Below are 19,912 nucleotides of genomic sequence, written 5' to 3' on the forward strand. Positions count from 1 at the left end.
TACATCCTGCTGCGCATCGTCCATGCCACCCAGCGCGCAATCCCTCAGCCCCGCGCCTTTGCCCGCCTCCTGCGCCTCAACATCATGCACAAACGGCCAATCGACCACCTCAGCAAAGCCCCGCCAACCCCGCCAAATGACACAAGGCAGATGCAACTCCCAGGCCTACAAACTTAAACCGGACAGCAGTGCCTTGTGCGGGGATCCATTTGGCGCCTTGCTCTCCAGGCGCCCTACCTTAGGGGCATAGGCTTTTTGGATCCCCGCACATGGCGGGGATGACCTCCGTGGTTGAGGTTTCGCGCTATCTGCACCGCTAGCGCGATGCCAGGCCAACTGGCTTGCCGCCGGGCTCAGGGAACGATGATGGACACCGGCAGCGGGGCCGGTTCGATGGTCAGCGGCGTGACGCCGAACGGGTCGCCGTCCACCTGTGCCGGCACGCGCCGGGCTGCGGTGATGCTGATGCGCTCCGCACTGACGACCTTGACGCCCCGAGCCCTGTCGAGCCGTCCCATCATCAGCGCCAGCCCGTAGCGCAGCGCCGAGAGCGCGTTGTCCTCCGCAAGCGTCACCAGATGCAGCCCGGGCTCGGTCACCGACGCCTCACGGCACACGACGAAGGGGCCGCCATAGCAGCGGCTCTTGGTGGCAATGGCGAGCCGGCAGGTCATGAGTTCCCCGTCCGCCTCGACGATGAGATCCTCACCCTTGCGCGACAACGCGACTTCCGCCCCGATCATGCCGTAGGCGAGCTTGCCCAGCCGCCGCTTCAGCGACAGCGGCACGGCATGCACCACTTCCGCATCGAAACCGGCCGAGGCCATCAGCACGAAGGGGCGGCCGTTGGCGAGGCCATAATACAGCGGTTTGGTCCGGCGGCGGGCGATCATGGCCGCAATAGCATCCGCCTTGCGCGGCAGGCCAAGCTCGGCGGCCAGCACATTCGCCGTCCCGGACGGGATCACGGCCAGGGCAGGGGGATTGGCGTTGTGCTGAAAACCGGTGATCGCCTCATTGACCGAACCGTCGCCGCCTGCGACCGCAAGAATGCCGGTGGCAAGGCCGGGGTTGGCGGCGATCTCGCCGATTTCGCCGGCGCGCTTGGTCAGGTGCAGCGTGACCGCATAGCCGCTGTCGGTCAGCCCCATGCAGATCGCCTCGAGACGGGCAGGGCGATAGCTGCCGGAGGTCGGATTGGCGAGGATCAGCACCGTCCGGGCCGCATCCGCCGTCATGTCCGTCTGTGAGACGCTGACCGTGTCCGGCTCCGGATCGGCTTTGCGCAGGGCCATCATGCGCCGGTCTCCGCCGCGCCTCCACGGCCCCGCTGGTACGGCTTCATGCCGAGCCGGGCGAGTTCATCGGCGCGCTCGTTTTCCGGGTGGCCGGCGTGGCCCTTGACCCAGTGCCAGGAAATCTGGTGCCGGCGCTGCGCCTCATCCAGCGCCTGCCACAGCTCGGCGTTCTTCACCGGCTTCTTGTCCGCTGTGCGCCAGTTGTTGCGCTTCCAGTTGAACAGCCACTTGGTGATGCCATCGCGCACATAGACGCTGTCGGTGTAGAGATCCACCGTGCAGGCGCGTTTCAAGGCATTCAGCGCCTCGATCGCGGCCATCAGCTCCATGCGGTTGTTGGTGGTGTCGGCGGCCCCGCCATTCAGCTCGCGCTCATGCGGGCCGAAGCGCAGGATCGCGCCCCATCCACCCGGTCCGGGATTACCCGAACAGGCACCGTCCGTATAGATCACCACGCGCTCGCCATCGCTCTCGCTCATGCGCTCAGACCATAGTCGCGGCCGGACCGGGCGCTGCGGTGGAAGCGGAGCTTCTTGAGATATTCCATCGGATCCTTGGGCGTCACCAGCGCGCCTGGAGGCACGCGCAGCCAGTCGTAAAGGCGGGTCAGCAGGAAGCGTAGCGCCGCGCCGCGCGCGAGCACCGGAAGCGCTGCAAACTCGGCTTCCGTGAAAGGCCGGACCTTGCGATAGGCATTGAGCAGCGCCCGCGCCTTGGTCACGTTGAACGAGCCGTCGGCCTCGAAGCACCAGGCGTTCATGCAGATGACCACGTCATAGGCAAAGGCGTCGGTGCAGGCGAAATAGAAGTCGATCAGGCCCGACAGCTCGTTGCCGAGGAAGAACACATTGTCGGGGAACAGGTCGGCGTGAATGACGCCAGACGGAAGCCCCTTTGGCCAGTTGCCCTCCAGGAACGCCAGTTCCTCGGCAAGTTCCTGTGCAAGGCCGGGCGACACCGTGTCAGCCTGGGCTTCGCAGCCCTCGTAAAGCGGCCGCCAGCCGGTCACGTCCAGCGCGTTCTTGCGCGTCATGGCAAAGTCGCTGCCGGCAAGATGCAGCTGCGCCAGAGCCTCGCCGAGCGCTGCGCAATGTTCCAGCCGTGGCCGGCGCACCCACATGCCATCAAGGAAGGTCACCATGGCGGCCGGGCGCCCGGCCAGCGTGCCGAGCATGGCGCCGTCCTCGGTTTCCAGCGGCTGCGGGCAGTTGATGTCCTTCATCGCCAGATGCTGCATGAGGCCGATGAAGAACGGCAGATCATCCGGATTCACGCGCTTCTCATAGAGCGTCAGGATGAAGTGCCCGGCCTCGGTGTGAACGAGGAAATTGGAATTCTCCACGCCCTCGGCAATGCCCTTGAACGAGAGGAGACGGCCAATGCCGTATCGGGCGACAAAGGCGGCAAGGTCTTCGTCGGCAACTTCGGTATAGACGGCCATGTCGAGCTACTCGGCGGCGCTGGCGCTGGGGGCGTCCGCCATGGGGCGAAGCTCGCGCGGCAGGTTGAAGGCGATGGTTTCTTCCGCGGTCCGGACCTCTTCCACCGAAACGGTGAAGCGCTCGGCAAAGGCGGCGATGATTTCCTCGACCAGGGTTTCCGGCGCGGATGCACCTGCGGTCAGACCGAGGCTGGTGATGCCGGCAAAGTCGTCCCAGTTCAGCTCCGAGGCGCGCTGCACCAGCACCGCGGTGGCGCAGCCGGCCCGCTCGGCCACTTCCCGCAGCCGCTGCGAGTTGGACGAGTTGGGGGCACCAACGACGATCATGGCCTCCACCTGCGGCGCAACCACCTTCACCGCATCCTGGCGGTTGGTGGTGGCGTAGCAGATGTCTTCCTTGTGCGGGGCGACGATATCGGGGAAGCGCTCTTTCAGCGCCTCGACAATGCCCTTGGTGTCGTCAACCGACAGGGTGGTCTGGGTGATGAACGCAAGCTGCAGACCGGTGCGCGGCTGATAGTTGCGCGCGTCGTCTTCGGTCTCGATCAGCGACACGGTTCCTGCAGGAAGCTGGCCCATGGTGCCGATCACTTCCGGATGGCCGGCGTGGCCGATTAGCAGGATCTCGCGGTCGCGGCGGAAATGGATCTCGGCTTCCTTGTGCACCTTGGAAACAAGCGGGCAGGTGGCATCAAGGTAGAACATGTTGCGCCCGCGCGCGTCTTCCGGCACGGACTTGGGCACGCCATGGGCGGAGAAAATGACCGGCCGTTCGCGATCCTCAACCGGGATCTCGTCCAGTTCCTCGACGAAAACGGCGCCCTTGGCCTTCAGCCCGTCAACGACAAAACGGTTGTGCACGATCTCGTGGCGCACATAGACCGGACGTCCGAACCGGGCAAGGGCCAGTTCGACGATCTGGATGGCGCGATCAACACCTGCGCAAAAGCCGCGCGGCGCACACAATTTGATTGCCAGAGCCGGAAGGGCTCCCGCTGGCTCGGTCATGTCGGATCCTTGAGCATGGCTCATGGGCGCAATAGAGGGTTGCCCCCCGTGCCTGTCAAGTGAAATGCCTTTCCTGATCAACGCCAAAGGCCGTTGATGCGGCTCCCGGCCTCGCCAAGCATCAGGTGACCTGATATAGACACGGGTCGATTTCTTCGTGAACGAGTGGACAATCGCATGCTGAACGCCAAGTGCCCCGCCGTCCGTAAGTCCTTTTCCCGTACGGCGCTTGCCCTCGTTCTGGCCGGATTGGTGGCCGGGTGCGGTCTGACAGGGGACGACACGAGCTCGTCCACGCCGTCCTCGGGAACGGGCAGTGTCGTCACCAGCATCGTCACCACGGGTCAGGGGCCGATCCAGGTCGATCCGCGCACCTTCGAGCAGCAGCCCAACTGCCCGCGTCTCGAACTTCGGTCCGAGACGTTCCTGATCATGAAATACGAGAGGGGCAAGCAGGACGATCCGCGCCATCTGCTCTACCAGGCCAGCATCGAGAACTGGGCCCGCGAGTGTTTCCGCGTCGGTGACCGGGTCCAGGTCAAGATCGGCCTGTCCGGCCGTGTCACGCCGGGGCCGGTGTGGCCGGGCGGAGAGGTTGTGTTGCCGCTGCGCGTGTCTCTCATTTCCGGCAGCGCCGAAGACGCGCCGCTTCAGTCGCAGGTCTTCTCCATCCCAGTCACCGTCGGCTCCGGCGCTCCGGCCGAAATCTGGACGCTGGTCGATGAGTCCTTCACTGTTGGCTCGCAAGCCGGCCAGCGTCTGGTCTTCGGCTTCGACGAAGGCCCGCAGAAGCCGGCCAAGCGCCGCTGAGCCCTGTTGGCTCAGAACTCACATCGAAACAAAAAGCCCCGAAGCGGTGACGCTTCGGGGCTTTCTTGTCTTGGGCTTGGCCTGAACTTACTCGGCGGCGGCCGGGGTGACCATGGCCGGGACCGGGTCCTGATAGGTCAGGATCGGCGCGCGGGCGGCGCGGGTCTCGTCGAGGCGACGGCGCGGGGCAAGGTAGGGCGCGCCGGTGAAGCGCTCCGTCTCGCCGCGCTTGGCTGACATGACGAGGTCACGCAGCGTGGCAACGAACAGGTCGAGGGCCGCACGGCTTTCGGACTCGGTCGGCTCGATCAGCATCGCGCCATGCACCACCAGCGGGAAGTACATGGTCATCGGGTGATAGCCCTCGTCGATCATCGCCTTGGCGAAGTCGAGCGTGGTGACGCCGGTGTCCTTCAGGAAGCTGTCGTCGAACAGCACTTCGTGCATGCAGGGGCGCACGCCGAACGGCAGGGTCATCAGGTCCTGCAGGCCAACGCGGACATAGTTCGCGTTCAGCACCGCATCTTCCGACGCCTGGCGCAGGCCGTCCGAGCCGTGGCTCAGCATGTAGGCCAGCGCACGCACGAACATGCCCATCTGGCCGTGGAAGGCGGTCATGCGGCCAAACGGCTTCTCGCCGTCCTTGAGACCGGCTTCCGTCTCGACCATTTCCAGACCCGAGGCCGACTTGCGCACGAAGGGCAGCGGGGCGAACGGGGCGAGACGGTCCGACAGGACCACCGGACCGGAGCCCGGGCCACCGCCGCCATGCGGGGTGGAGAAGGTCTTGTGCAGGTTGATGTGCATCGCGTCGATGCCGAGATCACCCGGACGGGCCTTGCCGACGATGGCGTTGAAGTTGGCGCCGTCGCAGTAGAAATAGGCATTGGCCTCGTGGATCGCGGCGGCGATTTCCATGATGTCGCGCTCGAACAGCCCGCAGGTGTTCGGGTTGGTCAGCATGATCGCGGCGATGTTGCCGGCGTTGTCGGCAATGGCCTTCTTCACCGAGGCAAGATCGACGGTGCCGTCTTCCTTGGCGTCGATGGTGACGACCTTGAAGCCGAGCAGCGCGGCCGTGGCCGGGTTGGTGCCATGGGCGCTTTCGGGAACCAGCACGATCTTCGGATCACGGCCGGCGGCGATATGCGCGGCCTTGATCGCCATCATGCCGCACTGTTCGCCATGCGCGCCGGCCTTCGGGCTCATGGCGACGGCGGAGGTGCCGGTCAGTTCCATCAGCCAGTCGCCCAGCTCCGAGATCAGCTCGACGGCGCCCTTGACGGTGGACAGCGGCTGCAGCGGGTGGATGTCACCGAAGCCCGGCACGCGCGCCATCTTCTCGTTGAGGCGTGGGTTGTGCTTCATGGTGCAGGAGCCGAGCGGGTAGAGGCCGGCGTCGATGGCGTAGTTGTTGCGCGACAGGCGCACGTAGTGACGCATCGTTTCCGGCTCGGACAGGCCCGGCAGGCCGATGCCCGACTTGCGCGCATGGGCGCCAAGCTCGGCCTCGAAGGCTTCCGGCTCGTCCAGATCGACGCCGGTCACATCCAGGCGGCCGATCTCGAACAGCAGCGGCTCTTCCATGTCGAGCGCGCGGTTGCCGGTGAAGGTCTTGGGACGGAATGCAGAACCGGCATCGCCGGCGGCCGTCGGACGGCCCTGGGTGTTCATGCTCATGCCAGCACCTCCTTGAGGGCGGCTGCAAAGGCAGCACGGTCTTCGTCGGTGTTGATTTCGGTCGAGGCGACCACGAGAAGGTTGGCAAGGTCAGCCTTGCCCGGCTCCAGGCGCGACACCGGCAGGCCGGCGATGATGCCACGGGCCGCAAGTGCCTCAACGACGTCATGCGCCGGCTTCGGCAGCCTGACGGTGAACTCGTTGAAATAGGCCTTGTTGAGGACTTCGACGCCGGCAATGGCCGAAAGCTGCTTCTTCAGCTTCACCGCATTGGCGTGGTTGATCCGGGCCAGACGCGTCAGGCCGGCTTCGCCGAGCAGCGTCATGTGGATCGTGAAGGCCAGCGCGCAGAGGCCGGAGTTGGTGCAGATGTTCGACGTCGCCTTTTCGCGGCGGATGTGCTGCTCGCGGGTGGAGAGGGTGAGCACGAAGCCGCGCTTGCCCTCCGCATCCACGGTCTCGCCGCACAGACGCCCCGGCATCTGCCGCATGTACTTCTGCTTGGTGGCGAAGAGGCCGACGTAGGGACCGCCGAAGGTGAGGCCGTTGCCGATGGACTGGCCTTCGCCGACGACGATGTCCGCGCCCTGCGCACCCGGCGACTCGATCAGGCCGAGCGAGACGACTTCAGTGAAGACGGCGATGAGCAGCGCGCCATGGGCCTGCGCCTTTTCGGCAATCGGCTTCAGGTCGATGATCTGGCCGTAGAAGGACGGCGACTGCACGACAACGCAGGAGGTCTCGCCATCGATGGCGGCGAGGATGTCCTCGGTACCCATCGGGTCGGCCGGCAGGGACACGACCTTGTCACCGGAGAGGTTCGACAGGCCCTCGACCACGGCGCGGTACTGCGGATGCAGGCCACCGGAGATCACCGCCTTGTTGCGGCGGGTGACGCGGTGGGCCATCAGCACGGCTTCGCCGGTGCCGGTGGAGCCGTCATACATGGAGGCGTTGGCGACTTCCATGCCGGTGAGGCGGGCAACCTGGGTCTGGAACTCGAACAGGTACTGCAGCGTGCCTTGCGTGATTTCCGGCTGATACGGCGTGTAGGAGGTCAGGAACTCCGAGCGCTGGATCAGGTGATCGACGGTTGCCGGCACGTGGTGACGGTAGGCGCCGGCGCCCACGAAGAAGGGCACCGAGCCGGCCGCCACGTTCTTGCCCGCCATGCGGTTGAGGTGACGTTCGACCTCGATCTCGGACTTGCGGGTCGGCAAGTTGACGAGGCCCTTGAGGCGGGCGGCTTCGGGAATATCGGCGAACAGCTCATCGATGGATGACACGCCGACGCGCGCGAGCATATCGGCGCGGTCGGTGTCGGAAAGCGGCAGATAACGCATCGTCTGGTGCGTCCTTGTCTGGCGTTGCAGGGCGTTTAACTGGCTCGGTATCGGCTCAGGGAGCCACGAGGCGCACGGGTTCGGGCGCCACGCTGATTTCGCACTTCACCGAATTTGCGATGAAGCAGACCTCATGCGCCTTGTCGTGCAGGTCGGTCAGCCAGGTGGGGTCCGGCAGCTCGGCCGCGCGAAGGGTGAGCAACGGGCGCAGGGTCACCTTGGTGATGGCCATGCGGCCGGGAGCGATCCGCTCCATCAGCCCTTCGGCCTGATCCTCGTAGGCATCGATCATGAGGCCTCCGCGACGGGCAAGGTCGAGGAAGGTCAGCATGTGACACGAGGACAGGGCCGCGATGAGCGCCTCCTCCGGGTCGACCGCCGCTGTCACCGAATAGGGCAGCGGCACGACATGGGGTGAGGACGAGGCCGGCACATCCACGCCGCCGTCGAAGCGCCAGAGGTGACCGCGCGAGTACTTGCCCGGCTTGAAGTCACCTTCCATGCGCCAGAAGACGCCAGCTTTGTAGATGTGTCCAGCCATGGGATTACAGCGTCTCCACGTAGGCCTTGTAGGACGCCTCGTCCATCAGATCCGCCAACTGGCCCTTGTCGGCGATCTTCAGCTTCACGAACCAGGCTCCGCCTTCCGGATCCTCGTTCACATTGGCCGGGCTGTCCACCAGCGCTGCGTTGGTGGCGACGACTTCACCGTCGATCGGGGCATAGACTTCGCTGGCGGCCTTGACCGATTCCACCACGGCGGCCTCGTCGCCCTTCTTCAGGGCCTTGCCGGTGTCCGGCAGCTCGACATAGACGACATCGCCGAGCTGGCTCTGGGCGTAGTCGGTGATGCCGACGGTGGCGGTGTCGCCATCAACGGCGATCCATTCATGGTCCTTGGAGTAGTAGGTGGTCATGTGGTCAGTCTCCGGAAGTGATGCTGTTCGGATCGGATGAGGTCACGCCTTGGGGGCGCGGTAATAGCGGTGCGGGACGATGGGCATCTCGACGACAGTCGCCTCGAGGTCCTTGCCACGCACGACAAGCGCGAGCTTCGTGCCGGGGGCCGCATGGGCCGCCGCGACATAGCCCATGGCAATGGGCACGCCAGCCGTCGGGCCGAAGCCGCCGGAGGTGACGATGCCAACGGTGTCGCCGCCCGGAACCTTGATCTCGGCGCCTTCGCGGGCCGGGGCGCGGCCATCGAGCTTCAGGCCGACGCGCTTGCGGGCCGGGCCTTCGGCGAATTCGCGCTGGATGCGGGCAGCACCAGGGAAGCCGCCTTCCTCGCGACGGCGCTTCTGCAGGATGAAGGTGATGTCGCCTTCGACCGGCGAGGTGGTCTCGTCGAGGTCATGGCCGTAAAGGCACAGGCCAGCCTCAAGGCGCAGGCTGTCGCGGGCGCCAAGGCCAATCGGCTTGACGCGCTCGTCCGCCAGAAGCGCCCGGGTGATCGCCTCGGCCTTGTCGGCCGGAACGGACATTTCAACGCCGTCCTCGCCGGTGTAGCCGGAGCGGGAGACGTGGCAGGTGATGCCGTCGAATTCCATCCAGTCAGCGCTCATGAAGGCAAGCTCGGCGGCCTTCGGCGCATGGGCTGCGACGGCTGCAACCGCCTGCGGACCCTGCACCGCGATCAGCGCACGGTCCTCGATCAGCTCAAGACGGACATTGGCCGGCAGAGCGGCACGGATCAGCGGGTAGTCCACGTCCTTGCGCGAGGCATTGACGACGAGGAACAGGCGGCCGTCCTGCGCTTCAGCAACCGGGCGTGTGACCATCAGGTCATCGACGATGCCGCCTTCGGCGTTGAGGAGAACCGTGTAGCGCTGCTTGCCGCGGCCGAGTTCGACCATGTTCGACGGCACCAGGGCTTCCAGCGCGCGGGCGGTCGTTTCGTGATCGGGGCCAATGAGCCAGGCCTGACCCATGTGCGACACGTCAAACAGACCGGCCGCGGCACGGGTGTGCTGGTGCTCGGTCATGATGCCGGTGGGGTACTGCACGGGCATGTCGTAGCCGGCGAAGGGCACCATGCGGGCGCCAAGCTCGACGTGCAAATCGTAAAGGGGAGTGCGCTTGAGATCCGCCGCGTCGGCGGCGTGAGAATCGGTCGTGCCCATCAAAGGTCCTCGTCGCAAGGGTGCCGGAACGGACCGCAAGCGACCCATCCACCACCCCCTCTGTCCGAGTACCTGAGAGATTTCCCGGCAATCGCGCAGGTCTAGTTCCTGCGCAGCACCGGTTACTCCTTCGGTGAGCACGCGGGCATAAGCCTGCGCGCTGCTTTCCAGAGCGTCGAAGCGAAGCGGTCCTTTTGCCTGAGAGTTTCCGGGGCGGTTGCTCCTTCGGCGCTGGCGCCCGCGAGCCTTGCCATGCCTGGCAATGCCCCCTCGTCCAGCCTCTCCCGCTGTCGCTTTTTCAAGGGCAAGACCTGCCCCTCACCGACTCGTCACGACCCGAACCGGCGCGCGGATTGTCTGATTCCGCCCTGCCATTGTCAATACGCGCCTTACGGCTTGGTTTCCGCGCCGGTCCGGCCCGAGACTGGCCGACGCGAAACCCGGTGGGGTACCGTGTTGATTATCCAGGTGCTGCCTCGCGGAAGCCGGCGTGGCTCAGGCCTGCAGGGCTTCTGCCATGGCCGCGCCCCAGGCGACCGAGTTGCCGCTTATGGAGGGGGACTGCGAGAATTCCCAGCCCATTACACCGCCGAAGCTGGAGCCGAGCGCCTGCACGAGGGGAGTGACCAGCGCGCTGGCCGTGTCGGCCGCATCAAGATATCCAGAGCCGCCATTGTCTGCGGAGGTGACGCGGCCAAGAACAAGCTTGGCCGGGGCAATGGTCTTGGACAGGTCCAGGATGCTGGACGGGAAGCCGCCACCGCTGATCCCGGCGACCTTCTGCGCCTGCTCGGCTGCTGACGCTCCGACATACCAGGGATTGTTGTAATACTGGATGTTGAGCCAGTCGATCGAGGCGCCCCCCTCGGCCATCACCGCCTGATAGGGCCCTTGCGGGTAGGATGGATAGGCACCGGGATAGAGATACGGCGGCTGCGGCGCGTGGCTGATCAGCCGGCCGGCAAAGCCGGGCTCGGCCTTCAGCAGATTGGACAGGCCGGCGAGGAATGCTGCCGGATCATAGCCTGCCGTAGCGGGGGACGTGATCGCGGCGGTGTCTTCATAGTCGATGTCCACACCATCGAGGCCATGCGCGGTGAGAAAGCCCAGAACCGAGGCCGCCGCCGCGGGCAGGTTCCGCGCCATCGCAGCCCAACCGCCCGCCGGCACACTCTCGCCGCCAATGGATACCATCACCTTGCGCTTCCCGCCCTCCTGCAACTGATCGACGAGGGAGGGATTGGCGAGGAACTGCTGCAGTTCCCAACTCGGGGCGACGCTGCCATCCGTCTGGGGCAGGAGAAAGCAAAGAATCACATGGGTGAAGTCGCTGCCGACGATCCCGGTAATCGGCGTGTTCTGGCGCAGGGCATAGATGATGTTGCGCGGGGTGGTATCCGTCATTGTCAGGCTCCTTGCACGGTCGGGATGACCTTCGCTCGCAGCGCGGGCTGCACTGACAGGAACGCCTGACGGCAACAAGTGTGATCTGACGCACCGGTTTGCACGGATTACGGTTACCGGCCCGTTGGCGTAAAAGGCAGGTCGCGCCCCAGACGCCAGATCCCGTAACCGGTAGCGAGCAAGGTCAGGCCGCTGACCATGGTGCGGGTCTGGTTGAAGGCCTGCCAGTTGGGGGAATAGGCCTGCCAGATCGCGCGGGCCTCCTCGACGTTATCCGGCACGCGCACCAGGGCCAGGGCCTCGTTCATCGGCACGTTGAAGCGCATCGTCAGAACCAGGCCACCCAGAAAGTACAGGAGCCCCCCTCCCAGGAAGGCAGCACCGGCTCCGCGCGCCTTCAGCCGCAAGGCCAGCAGCCCGGTCAGGGCCAGCACCACGGGTGTTGCAAAGAATGCCGGCGCGAAGACGGCGTTGCGGACGGAGCCGTTCATCGCCTGCATCGCGGCGATGGCGATGCGCGGATCGGCGGCATCCAGTCCCCACATGGTCGAACAGACCCAGGCATAGAAGAAACCAAAGATCGCCCCGGAAAGGACAAGCGACAGGCCGGCGGCGGCCAGACAGATGCGTTTCATGCGGTTCAACTCCCTCGCATGGCTGCCCCCAGCCATGTCCGTCTGCCCATCGGCACCCTAGCAGCGACGGCTGAACCGGTTCGTCGCAACTTGTCGCATCGGGTAACTGGTTGTCGCGAAATAATGACAATTATATTGTCAAACTGACATTTTTGATGTCTATTGCGATCCATGACCAAACCGAACCCTGATAAGGCGGCTGCCCGCCTCTATGACCTCATCCGCCTGATACGTCCCGCCCATCGGCGGCTGGCGCGATCGGTGAGCGTCCATTTGGACGGCACTGGTCTCTCGCTCGGGGGGCGTGCGGTGCTGGAGCTTCTGGCCGAGACGGGGCCACTCAGTGTGGCTGCGGCCGCGCGGCAGCTGTTCCTTGCACGGCAGCAGGTGCAGCTGGTCATGGATACGCTCGACCAGCAGGGGCACGTGCAGAAGCGCCCAAACCCGGCCCATCGCCGTTCGCCCCTGTTCGCGCTGACGGATCAGGGCCGGGCCGCTTACGCTAGCCTGCATGCCCGCGAGTTGAACCGCCTCGGCGATATCGCGGCCCAGCTGGAAGATGCAGACCTTTCGGCTGCCTTGCGCGTCATGACGGCCCTTGTCGATGGCTTCGGCGCCTACGAGGACGATCCTGATGCCCCGCAGCCGCTGGCCTGAAAGTCCCTGAGGCGACCACGTCCGGATCGCCTCGACCGCACGAGCAGAGGGAGCATGCGCATGGAACCATGGATCATCGTCGCAGTCGGTGCTGGTGCCGGCCTCACCGGCCTGATCTGGTATGTTGTCAGGCGGTTGTCTGCCATCAGCCAGCCGACGTCGGGGCCCGCAATCGATCCGTCAACGCGCCCGGGCAGAGCGCTGGTGCTGATCGATCTGCAATCGGACTTCACCCGCCGCGACGGCAAAGGCGCTTATTCCCGGGCGGAGCGGGCCCGGGCAATCGCACATGTCAACGCGCTTGCAGCTGAAGCCCGACGGCTGGGAGAACCGGTGATCGTTCTGCGTCATGTCTGGCAGGGCTGGCCGGCACGCCTTGCCGCTCGCCTGGCGCTCGGCGGTGCGGGCAACCCCGGCCGCACGGGACTTGCGCTCGATCCGGACATCCAGCCAGGTGAAGTGATTGATATCGTCAAGCACGTCGGCGACGGTTTTTCCGCACCAGAACTCTCCGCGCATCTCGAGCGCCTGAAGGTCGGATCGCTGCGGCTAGCAGGCCTTGATGCCTGCCATTGCGTGCAGTTGACCGCGCGGGGCGCCGCCGCACGGGGCTACAAGGTCGAGATCCTCGATGAGGCCGTTCTCGCTTCGGTGCCGGCGGACTGGCAGGCGTTGCAGCCAAAGCTCATCGCGGAGGGCATCCGGATTTCGCCAACCCCAGCGGCTTGACAGCGGGGCACGGAGCAGGCATCAAAAGCGCCATGAGCAGAAACCTGACCACCTTTGCATCGGTTTATTATTTTACGGCGCCCTTCTAGGCGGCCGTGTTCGATCCTGCTCGATTATCAAACAGCATGAGATGAACCACATAGCCGCCGCGTCAGGCGGCTTGCATGGTTCAAGGTCCCTGGCGCGGCCAGGAGACCAGAATGACCCAGCATGTTGATGAAGCCACCGGTCGCGCCACGCGTCTGAAGTCCGAAGCCCTTCGCGTCCTTCTGGACCGCGGCCTCGTCAATCAGGCGACCGATCTCGAGGGGCTCGATGCCGCTTTCCACGCCGGACCGGTAACGTTCTACGCCGGTTTCGATGCCACCGCCGCCAGCCTGCATGTCGGTCATCTGGTTCCGCTCGTCACCATGCGCTGGCTGCAGAAGCTTGGCCATCAGCCCATCGCCGTGCTTGGCGGTGGCACCACGCTGGTCGGCGATCCCAGCTTCCGCAATGACAGCCGCCCTTTGCTGACCGAGGCACAGATCCGCGAGAACATGGCCGGCATCCGCCGCTCCATCGAGGGCATCCTCGATCTGGAGGGGACCGACGGGGCATTGCTCGTCAACAACGCCGAGTGGCTGACCGAGTTCCGCTTCCTCGAGTTCCTGCGCGATTACGGCACCCAGTTCACCGTCAACCGCATGATGAGCTTCGACAGTGTCCGCACCCGTCTGGAAGCGCAACAGCCGCTGACCGTGCTGGAGTTCTGCTACATGATGCTGCAGGCAGTTGATTTCCTGGAGCTTGCCCGCCGGCACGGCTGCACGCTCCAGATCGGCGGTTCCGACCAGTGGGGCAACATCGTCAATGGCGTGGACCTCGGCCGCCGCGATGGCCGCCAGCTTTTCGGCCTCACCGTGCCGCTGGTCACCGCCGCCAACGGCCAGAAGATGGGCAAGACTGCCGCCGGCGCCGTCTGGCTGCATCCGGACAAGCTGTCGCCGGCCGGTTTCTGGCAGTTCTGGCGCAACACCGCCGATGCGGATGTGGCGCAGTACCTGCGGCTCTTCACCGAGCTGCCGCTGAACGAGGTCGCGCGGCTGTCGGCCCTCAAGGGGGCGGAGCTGAACGAGGCGAAGAAGATCCTGGCAACGCAGGTCACAGCCCTGGTGCATGGCGCAGCTGCCGCAAGAGGCGCGCTGGAGCAGGGCGAGGCGCTGTTCTCCGATGACGAGGACGGTGCCGAGGCGACCCATACCCTGCCGCTGGCAAGCCTTGCCTCTGGTCTCGGGCTGCTCGAACTCATCGTCGCGACCGGCTTCGCCCAGTCGAATGGCGAAGCCCGGCGCCTTGTCGAGGCCGGCGGCGTCCGCCTCAACGGCTCAACCGTTGATGACCCGCGCCGCCGCATCTCGCCGGGGGACCTTGCCGCCAACGACCGCCTGACGCTGGCCATCGGCCGCCGCCGCAAGGCCCTCGTGGCCTTCGGGTGAGGGAAGGGGCGTTTGCTGAACGGGATGCCTCTCCGCTCCAAGAGGCAGGGCCAACGCGTATGTGGCCAGACGGCTGTCGAGGCGTCGAAGCCCCCCTCCCCCTCGTGGGGAGGGGTAAGGGGTGGGGGGCTCCGGCGGCCAACAGCTCACCAGGCGTCTGAAGCAAGCCTGGTCAAGAATGTTGGTGGCCTGGATTTGGGTCCGCTTCCCCCACCCCCAAACCCCTCCCCACGAGGGGGAGGGGAGCGGAGAGGCTCCCACAGGGTTAAACTCCTTGGGCCCAGGTCGTCACATCGAACGCTTGTCAGACTTCATATGCGGTACCGCTGCCCCTTGGAGGTAAGGGGGACGCGGGGCGCAAAAAGTCGCCTGCCGCCAGCTGTGATGCTCGACCTCAGGGCAACGAGGCCTCTGGCTCCCAAGCTCAAACAAGGCTGCCTCAGACGAAGCTGCCGAAGAACCGGCACATGAATTCGAGCTGGCGCTGGCGGTTGTCGCCGAACGCAGAGCGGGGAAAATACTCGCGGTCCGTGGTGACTTGTTCGGTCACGGGGAGGCCGTTCGCACCAATGGCGATTGCCAGCGACTGCGCGGAATAGCCGAGCCGCATCATCTGGTCGAGCAGGCCAGGGTAGTAGACCGTATAGAACTGTTCCACCAGAGGCCGGGTCGCGAAGGCATGCCCGGTGTGGGCCCGGTCGTTGATCGTGGTTGCGTCAACGACACACATCGGCTGATACCGGCTCCCAGTGACCGCTGCATTGCCCCCCCAGATCGTGCCCTGCATCGCGCCATCATTGATGTAGACAACCTGGTTGACGATTGGGGGAGCAACGACGGCGGTATTCTGGGTGATCAGCTGCGCCGTGGTCAGGGTCTGTCCGTTGACAAGGTTCTGGATCGCGGTCCGGATGTCATTCGCGGTGCTGCCGAGATTGCGGAAAATAACCTCCGCTGCATTCTGCGAATTGACCTGGTAGCTGGCGTTGCCATCCCAGTTGCCGACATAGAGCCCGACCACGCGTGTCGCACGTTCGAACATGCCGAACCCCGACCGGTGCAGCGGACGCAGCCGCAGGAACGCATTGGTGTCGTCCATGTAGTAGGTGCTGGGCAACTGCTGTGCACTAAACGACATGCTCGCATTATTCGGCGCGATCGTGATGTCGATACTGCCGAACAGGCGGTTGAGGGGTTTGATCAGCGATACGGGGGTCTGGGTCGGCATGGCTCACTCCTTGATCGGCCGCACGGGGCGGGTTGATCGGAAGGACGCGCGGCCGCACGCATCGTGACGGGCGAAAGATCTGCTTTTCTTAGGGACGCCCGTCGGTAAACTCGACCAGGTCCCAGAGATTGCCGTAGAGATCCTTGAAGACGGCAACCGTTCCGTAATCGGCCACCTTCGGTTCCCGGACAAACTCGACGCCTTTGGCTTTGTAGTCGTTGTAGTCGCGCCAGAAGTCGTCGGTCTGCAGGAAGAGAAACACGCGCCCGCCGGCCTGGTCGCCAACATATTTGGCCTGGTGCTCGTTGGAGGCGCGCGCCAGCAGGATCGAGGCGGAAGCGTTTCCCTTCGGCTTCACCACGACCCAGCGCTTGTCCTGTTCGGGCTGGTAGTTGTCTTCCACCAGTTCGAACCCCAGCCTGCCGGTGAAAAAGCTGATCGCCTCGTCATAGTCCTGAACGACAAGGGCAACATGAGCAAGGTTCTGGGGCATGGCGGCTGTGCTCCTGCGACTTGGGTGCCGGCAGTATAGCGGACCAGATGGCTGGGAATGCTGTTTCCGGCCCGCTCACCAGTTCCAAGGTAAAACGCCGCGCGGAGAAAAATACCCCCGGCCGCTTTCGGGACCGGGGGTATCCTTGGCAATTCGCGGGGACGCGAATGTCCGCGTCCGGAGGAGTGACGGACAGGCGAGAATTGTGGCCAATCCTCCCCCGTCACATCAGGCGCCGCATCGGCCTGATGTCATTCCGCCAGACGGGATCTCAGCAGCTTGCGCAGGTCATCGACCGGATTGCGCGCGCCATTGTCGTTGATGTGCCAGAAGGTCCAGCCGTTGCAGGCCTCGGCACCCTGGACCAGCGCCCCGACCTTGTGGATCGAGCCGGAATGACTGCCGCTGATGAGCGAGCCATCCGCCCGCACAACGGCCTGATGTTTGCCTTTCGGGCAGGTCAGTTCCGTTCCCGGAGCCAGCAATCCGGTTTCCAGCAATGAGCCGAAGGGAATGCGCGGTTCGGCGCGCTTGCCCTTCTGCATGTCGAGGCTCGCGCCGCTGCCGGCCTCGATGGCGTCAATGCGCTTGCGGGCAGCCTCGATATAGGCCTCCTCGCGCTCCACGCCGACGAAGTTCCGGCCAAGGCGCTTGGCCACCGCACCGGTCGTGCCCGTGCCGAAGAACGGGTCGAGCACCACATCCCCGGGCTTGGACGAGGCCGTCAGCACCCGGTAGAGCAGGGATTCCGGCTTCTGCGTTGGATGCACTTTCTGACCGTCTTCGTCCTTCAGCCGTTCCGATCCGGTGCACAGCGGCAGCTGCCAGTCGGAGCGCATCTGCAAATCGTCGTTGAAGGTCTTCAGCGCATCGTAATTGAAGGTGTACTTGGCCTCGCGCGACGGCGCGGCCCAGATCATCGTCTCATGCGCATTGGTGAAGCGTTTGCCGCGGAAGTTCGGCATCGGGTTCGACTTCAGCCAGACGATGTCGTTCAGGATCCAGAAGCCCAGATCCTGAAGGATCGCACCGACGCGGAAGATGTTGTGATACGAGCCGATCACCCAGATCGAACCATCCTTCTTCAGGACACGCTTGACCGCCATCAGCCAGGCGCGGGTGAAGGCGTCGTAGGCCTCGAAGCTGGCGAACTGGTCCCAGTGGTCGTCGCAGGCATCCACCTTCGACTGGTCCGGCCGGTGCAGGTCGCCGCCAAGCTGCAGGTTGTAGGGCGGGTCGGCAAAGACCAGGTCAACCGACTTGGCCGGCAGCTTCTCCAGGGCAGCGACACAGTCGCCCTTGAGAATGGTGTTGAGCCAGGAAGGCTGGCCAGCCGTCTCCGGTGTCTCCAGAGGGCTTGTCGGCCGCACGGAGGTCAGGGAGGCAGAGGATCGGGTTTTAAGGGGTGTCCGCGAGGACACCCCAGTACGCAGAACAGTCATTGCGACGCAAAACCTCACGCAATTTCGAGGTTCATGGTTACCGGTCTTGGTAAATCCGAAGTTAAGCGCCGGAGTTCATTTTCTTTTTGATTTCAAGAGTTTGTTTACAGAGGTAAAGGCCCCTGCTGGCATTTTGCGAAAGCCACCATGGAAGAAACAGGGGAATGCAACGTTTTGTGGCCACGCTCCAGTGCCCGGCAGCGCCAGCGCGTTAACGCTTTGACACCGGCTTGTGCAAAAATATGTGTCACTGAAGATTTCTCCGGGCTGCGAAAAAATTTTCAAAAACCTCTGCCGCACAGCTTGACGGCGCGGAATACGAGGCGGATCCTGCCGGGATAAGAACAAGAAGGAGAATTGAATTGACGAACCGTTCCTACAGGAACCCGCTGTTGCAGCCGCGCAATCTGGTCCTCGCACCCGAAGCCCCGCTCCAGCCCTTTATGAAGGCCGATGAAGCCGTTGCCCGCCTGATCGAGCTTTTCGAACGCAATACGGCGTTTATCCGAAATGCTTTCAATGACTTGCTGCAAGGCAACGTGCCGGATGGCCGTATTCGGGCGTTCTATCCGCAGATCCGCCTGGTCACCGACAGCCATTCCCGCCTCGATAGCCGCCTTGCCTATGGCTTTGTCTCCGGACCGGGCCTCCATGGCACGACGATCACCCGACCGGACCTGTTCCGCCAGTATCTGACGCACCAGATCACGCAGTTGATCCGCAACCACGATGTGCCGATTCTGGTTGGCGACAGCGAGACTCCGATCCCGCTGCATTTTGCCTTCTATGACGGCACCCACGTGGAAGGCGCCGCCTCCGCAAAGCTCGAAAGGCCGCTGGCCGACACGTTCGACCTGCCCGACCTGACCCTGATGGACGACTCCATCGCCAACGGCACCTATGAGCCGCTGGATGGGGTGATGCCGCTGGCGCCCTTCACTGCGCCGCGCGTCGACTATTCCCTGCACCGGCTGCAGCACTACACCGCAACGGCCGCCGAGCATTTCCAGAACTACGTGCTTTTCACCAACTACCAGTTCTACATCGACGAGTTCTGCCGCATGGCTGAGGACGCGATGGCCAATCCGGACAGCGGCTACGAAGCCTTTGTCTCGCCTGGCAATCTGGTGACACTGCATGGCGCCACCGAGCCAAGTTCCGGCGCGACCCCGGCCAAGCTGCCCCAGATGCCGGCCTATCATCTCAAGCGCGCTGACAACTCCGGCATCACCATGGTCAACATCGGCGTCGGCCCGTCCAACGCCAAGACCATCACCGACCACATTGCCGTGCTGCGCCCGCATGCCTGGTTGATGCTCGGTCACTGCGCCGGTCTGCGCAACAGCCAGACCCTGGGCGACTACGTCCTCGCCCATGGCTATGTCCGCGATGACAACGTGCTGAACCAGGATCTGCCGGTCTGGGTGCCAATCCCGCCTCTGGCCGAGGTGCAGGTGGCGCTGGAAGACGCGGTGGCGGAAGTCACCGGCTACACCGGCTATGAACTGAAGAAGGTCATGCGCACCGGCACCGTCGCCTCCATCGACAACCGCAACTGGGAACTCTGGGACCAGCGCGGCCTGGTGCAGCGCTTCTCGCAGTCCCGCGCCATCGCCCTCGACATGGAAAGCGCTACCATCGCCGCCAACGGCTTCCGCTTCCGCGTTCCCTACGGCACGCTGCTCTGCGTCTCCGACAAGCCGCTGCATGGGGAGCTGAAGCTGCCGGGCATGGCAACGGACTTCTACAAGCGGCAGGTCGCCCAGCATCTGGAGATCGGCATCCGCGCCATGGAGAAGCTCCGCGCCATGCCGCATGAACGCCTGCACTCCCGCAAGCTGCGCAGCTTCGCGGAAACCGCGTTCCAGTAAGACCAACTCGCTGTGAGCTTGACTCACCGAGAGTTGGTCAAGCCCGTGCGGCGACTGAGCATTTTCAAGGCGTGATGCGTCAGCATCCCAGCGCCTTGATCCAGGATGGCCTTGACCGGGTCTCGGCATGAGGCCCGGTCAGCCTTTTCGTGAAGTCGAGTCCCCGTCGCCCTGAGGCCCCGTCATCCCGGCCCAGCTGAGCGTTAGCGAAGCGCCGAGCCGGGACCTGTCCCGGATCTGATCCGGGAGCCAGAAATCAGCCGCGCGTAGCG

Annotated in this window: 19 protein-coding genes and 2 riboswitches; of the genes, 5 read left to right on the forward strand and 14 right to left on the reverse strand. The window is 64.5% G+C overall.

Annotated elements, in window-relative coordinates; genetic code table 11:
* Positions 1 to 353 precede the first annotated feature (353 nt).
* Genes C8348_RS20655 through ispH form a run of 4 tightly spaced genes read right to left on the reverse strand, consistent with a single transcriptional unit; the run spans position 354 to position 3,747 of the window.
* Positions 354 to 1,298: a diacylglycerol/lipid kinase family protein gene (locus C8348_RS20655; RefSeq protein ID WP_208983840.1), complete on the reverse strand. Its 945-nt coding sequence runs from the start codon at positions 1,296 to 1,298 to the stop codon at positions 354 to 356.
* Complete coding sequence (gene rnhA, locus C8348_RS20660; RefSeq protein ID WP_106755203.1) at positions 1,295 to 1,777, reverse strand: ribonuclease HI; 483 nt, start codon at positions 1,775 to 1,777, stop codon at positions 1,295 to 1,297. Before rnhA ends, C8348_RS20655 begins: the two co-directional genes overlap by 4 nt.
* A complete protein-coding gene (locus C8348_RS20665; protein ID WP_106755204.1) occupies positions 1,774 to 2,739 on the reverse strand; it encodes a homoserine kinase in 966 nt (321 codons plus the stop codon). The genes rnhA and C8348_RS20665 overlap by 4 nt, the downstream gene beginning before the upstream one ends.
* 6 nt (positions 2,740 to 2,745) lie before the next feature.
* On the reverse strand, positions 2,746 to 3,747 hold the full coding sequence (ispH, locus tag C8348_RS20670; protein WP_106755205.1) for a 4-hydroxy-3-methylbut-2-enyl diphosphate reductase: 1,002 nt from the start codon (positions 3,745 to 3,747) through the stop codon (positions 2,746 to 2,748).
* Between the two features lie 177 nt (positions 3,748 to 3,924).
* On the opposite strand from ispH, the gene C8348_RS20675 reads away from it, so the two are divergent.
* Positions 3,925 to 4,557, forward strand: a complete 633-nt coding sequence (locus C8348_RS20675) for a hypothetical protein (protein WP_106755206.1) — start codon at positions 3,925 to 3,927, stop codon at positions 4,555 to 4,557.
* Positions 4,558 to 4,644: 87 nt separating this feature from the next.
* Here the strand turns inward: C8348_RS20675 and gcvPB are convergent, their stop codons facing one another.
* The 7 genes from gcvPB to C8348_RS20710 all read right to left on the reverse strand — a co-directional run bounded on the left by gcvPB (position 4,645) and on the right by C8348_RS20710 (position 11,742).
* Entirely contained in the window at positions 4,645 to 6,237 is a 1,593-nt protein-coding gene (gcvPB, locus tag C8348_RS20680; RefSeq protein WP_106755207.1) for an aminomethyl-transferring glycine dehydrogenase subunit GcvPB, read from the reverse strand.
* Positions 6,234 to 7,580 (reverse strand): aminomethyl-transferring glycine dehydrogenase subunit GcvPA, encoded by a 1,347-nt coding sequence (gcvPA, locus tag C8348_RS20685; RefSeq protein ID WP_106755208.1) that lies wholly within the window; start codon positions 7,578 to 7,580, stop codon positions 6,234 to 6,236. Before gcvPA ends, gcvPB begins: the two co-directional genes overlap by 4 nt.
* Positions 7,581 to 7,635: 55 nt before the next feature.
* A complete protein-coding gene (locus C8348_RS20690) occupies positions 7,636 to 8,121 on the reverse strand; it encodes an OsmC family protein (RefSeq protein WP_106755209.1) in 486 nt (161 codons plus the stop codon).
* A gap of 4 nt (positions 8,122 to 8,125) precedes the next feature.
* Positions 8,126 to 8,497, reverse strand: a complete 372-nt coding sequence (gene gcvH / locus C8348_RS20695; protein ID WP_106755210.1) for a glycine cleavage system protein GcvH — start codon at positions 8,495 to 8,497, stop codon at positions 8,126 to 8,128.
* Between the two features lie 42 nt (positions 8,498 to 8,539).
* Entirely contained in the window at positions 8,540 to 9,703 is a 1,164-nt protein-coding gene (gene gcvT, locus C8348_RS20700; RefSeq protein ID WP_106755211.1) for a glycine cleavage system aminomethyltransferase GcvT, read from the reverse strand.
* 58 nt (positions 9,704 to 9,761) lie between these two features.
* A riboswitch (glycine riboswitch) is annotated at positions 9,762 to 9,876 on the reverse strand.
* Positions 9,877 to 9,879: 3 nt separating this feature from the next.
* Positions 9,880 to 10,001: riboswitch (glycine riboswitch) on the reverse strand.
* A 197-nt stretch (positions 10,002 to 10,198) separates the two neighbouring features.
* Positions 10,199 to 11,107, reverse strand: coding sequence for a glycoside hydrolase family 18 protein (locus C8348_RS20705; RefSeq protein ID WP_106755212.1), 909 nt, complete (start codon positions 11,105 to 11,107; stop codon positions 10,199 to 10,201).
* Positions 11,108 to 11,220: 113 nt separating this feature from the next.
* Positions 11,221 to 11,742: an anthrone oxygenase family protein gene (locus tag C8348_RS20710; RefSeq protein ID WP_106755213.1), complete on the reverse strand. Its 522-nt coding sequence runs from the start codon at positions 11,740 to 11,742 to the stop codon at positions 11,221 to 11,223.
* A 261-nt stretch (positions 11,743 to 12,003) separates the two neighbouring features.
* On the opposite strand from C8348_RS20710, the gene C8348_RS20715 reads away from it, so the two are divergent.
* From C8348_RS20715 to tyrS, 3 genes are all read left to right on the forward strand, one after another.
* Positions 12,004 to 12,399 carry a MarR family winged helix-turn-helix transcriptional regulator gene (locus tag C8348_RS20715; protein WP_208983841.1) on the forward strand — a complete coding sequence of 132 codons (396 nt, stop codon included), beginning with the start codon at positions 12,004 to 12,006 and terminating at the stop codon, positions 12,397 to 12,399.
* Between the two features lie 60 nt (positions 12,400 to 12,459).
* Entirely contained in the window at positions 12,460 to 13,128 is a 669-nt protein-coding gene (locus C8348_RS20720) for a cysteine hydrolase family protein (RefSeq protein ID WP_157950494.1), read from the forward strand.
* A gap of 200 nt (positions 13,129 to 13,328) precedes the next feature.
* On the forward strand, positions 13,329 to 14,606 hold the full coding sequence (tyrS, locus tag C8348_RS20725; RefSeq protein WP_106755216.1) for a tyrosine--tRNA ligase: 1,278 nt from the start codon (positions 13,329 to 13,331) through the stop codon (positions 14,604 to 14,606).
* A gap of 439 nt (positions 14,607 to 15,045) precedes the next feature.
* On the opposite strand, the gene C8348_RS20730 is transcribed toward tyrS, so the two are convergent.
* The 3 genes from C8348_RS20730 to C8348_RS20740 all read right to left on the reverse strand — a co-directional run bounded on the left by C8348_RS20730 (position 15,046) and on the right by C8348_RS20740 (position 17,769).
* The gene (locus C8348_RS20730) at positions 15,046 to 15,834 is read right to left on the reverse strand and encodes a hypothetical protein (RefSeq protein ID WP_106755217.1); all 789 of its coding nucleotides are present in this window, start codon (positions 15,832 to 15,834) and stop codon (positions 15,046 to 15,048) included.
* An 88-nt stretch (positions 15,835 to 15,922) separates the two neighbouring features.
* Positions 15,923 to 16,327, reverse strand: a complete 405-nt coding sequence (locus tag C8348_RS20735) for a VOC family protein (protein ID WP_106755218.1) — start codon at positions 16,325 to 16,327, stop codon at positions 15,923 to 15,925.
* A 251-nt stretch (positions 16,328 to 16,578) separates the two neighbouring features.
* Complete coding sequence (locus tag C8348_RS20740) at positions 16,579 to 17,769, reverse strand: site-specific DNA-methyltransferase (RefSeq protein ID WP_106755219.1); 1,191 nt, start codon at positions 17,767 to 17,769, stop codon at positions 16,579 to 16,581.
* A 443-nt stretch (positions 17,770 to 18,212) separates the two neighbouring features.
* Here C8348_RS20740 and C8348_RS20745 point away from each other — a divergent pair, with 443 nt between their 5' ends.
* A complete protein-coding gene (locus C8348_RS20745) occupies positions 18,213 to 19,640 on the forward strand; it encodes an AMP nucleosidase (RefSeq protein WP_106755250.1) in 1,428 nt (475 codons plus the stop codon).
* Positions 19,641 to 19,912: the final 272 nt, after the last annotated feature.

Origin of the sequence: Pannonibacter carbonis (genome assembly GCF_003012935.1) — a bacterium.
Classification (GTDB): Bacteria; Pseudomonadota; Alphaproteobacteria; order Rhizobiales; family Stappiaceae; genus Pannonibacter; species Pannonibacter carbonis.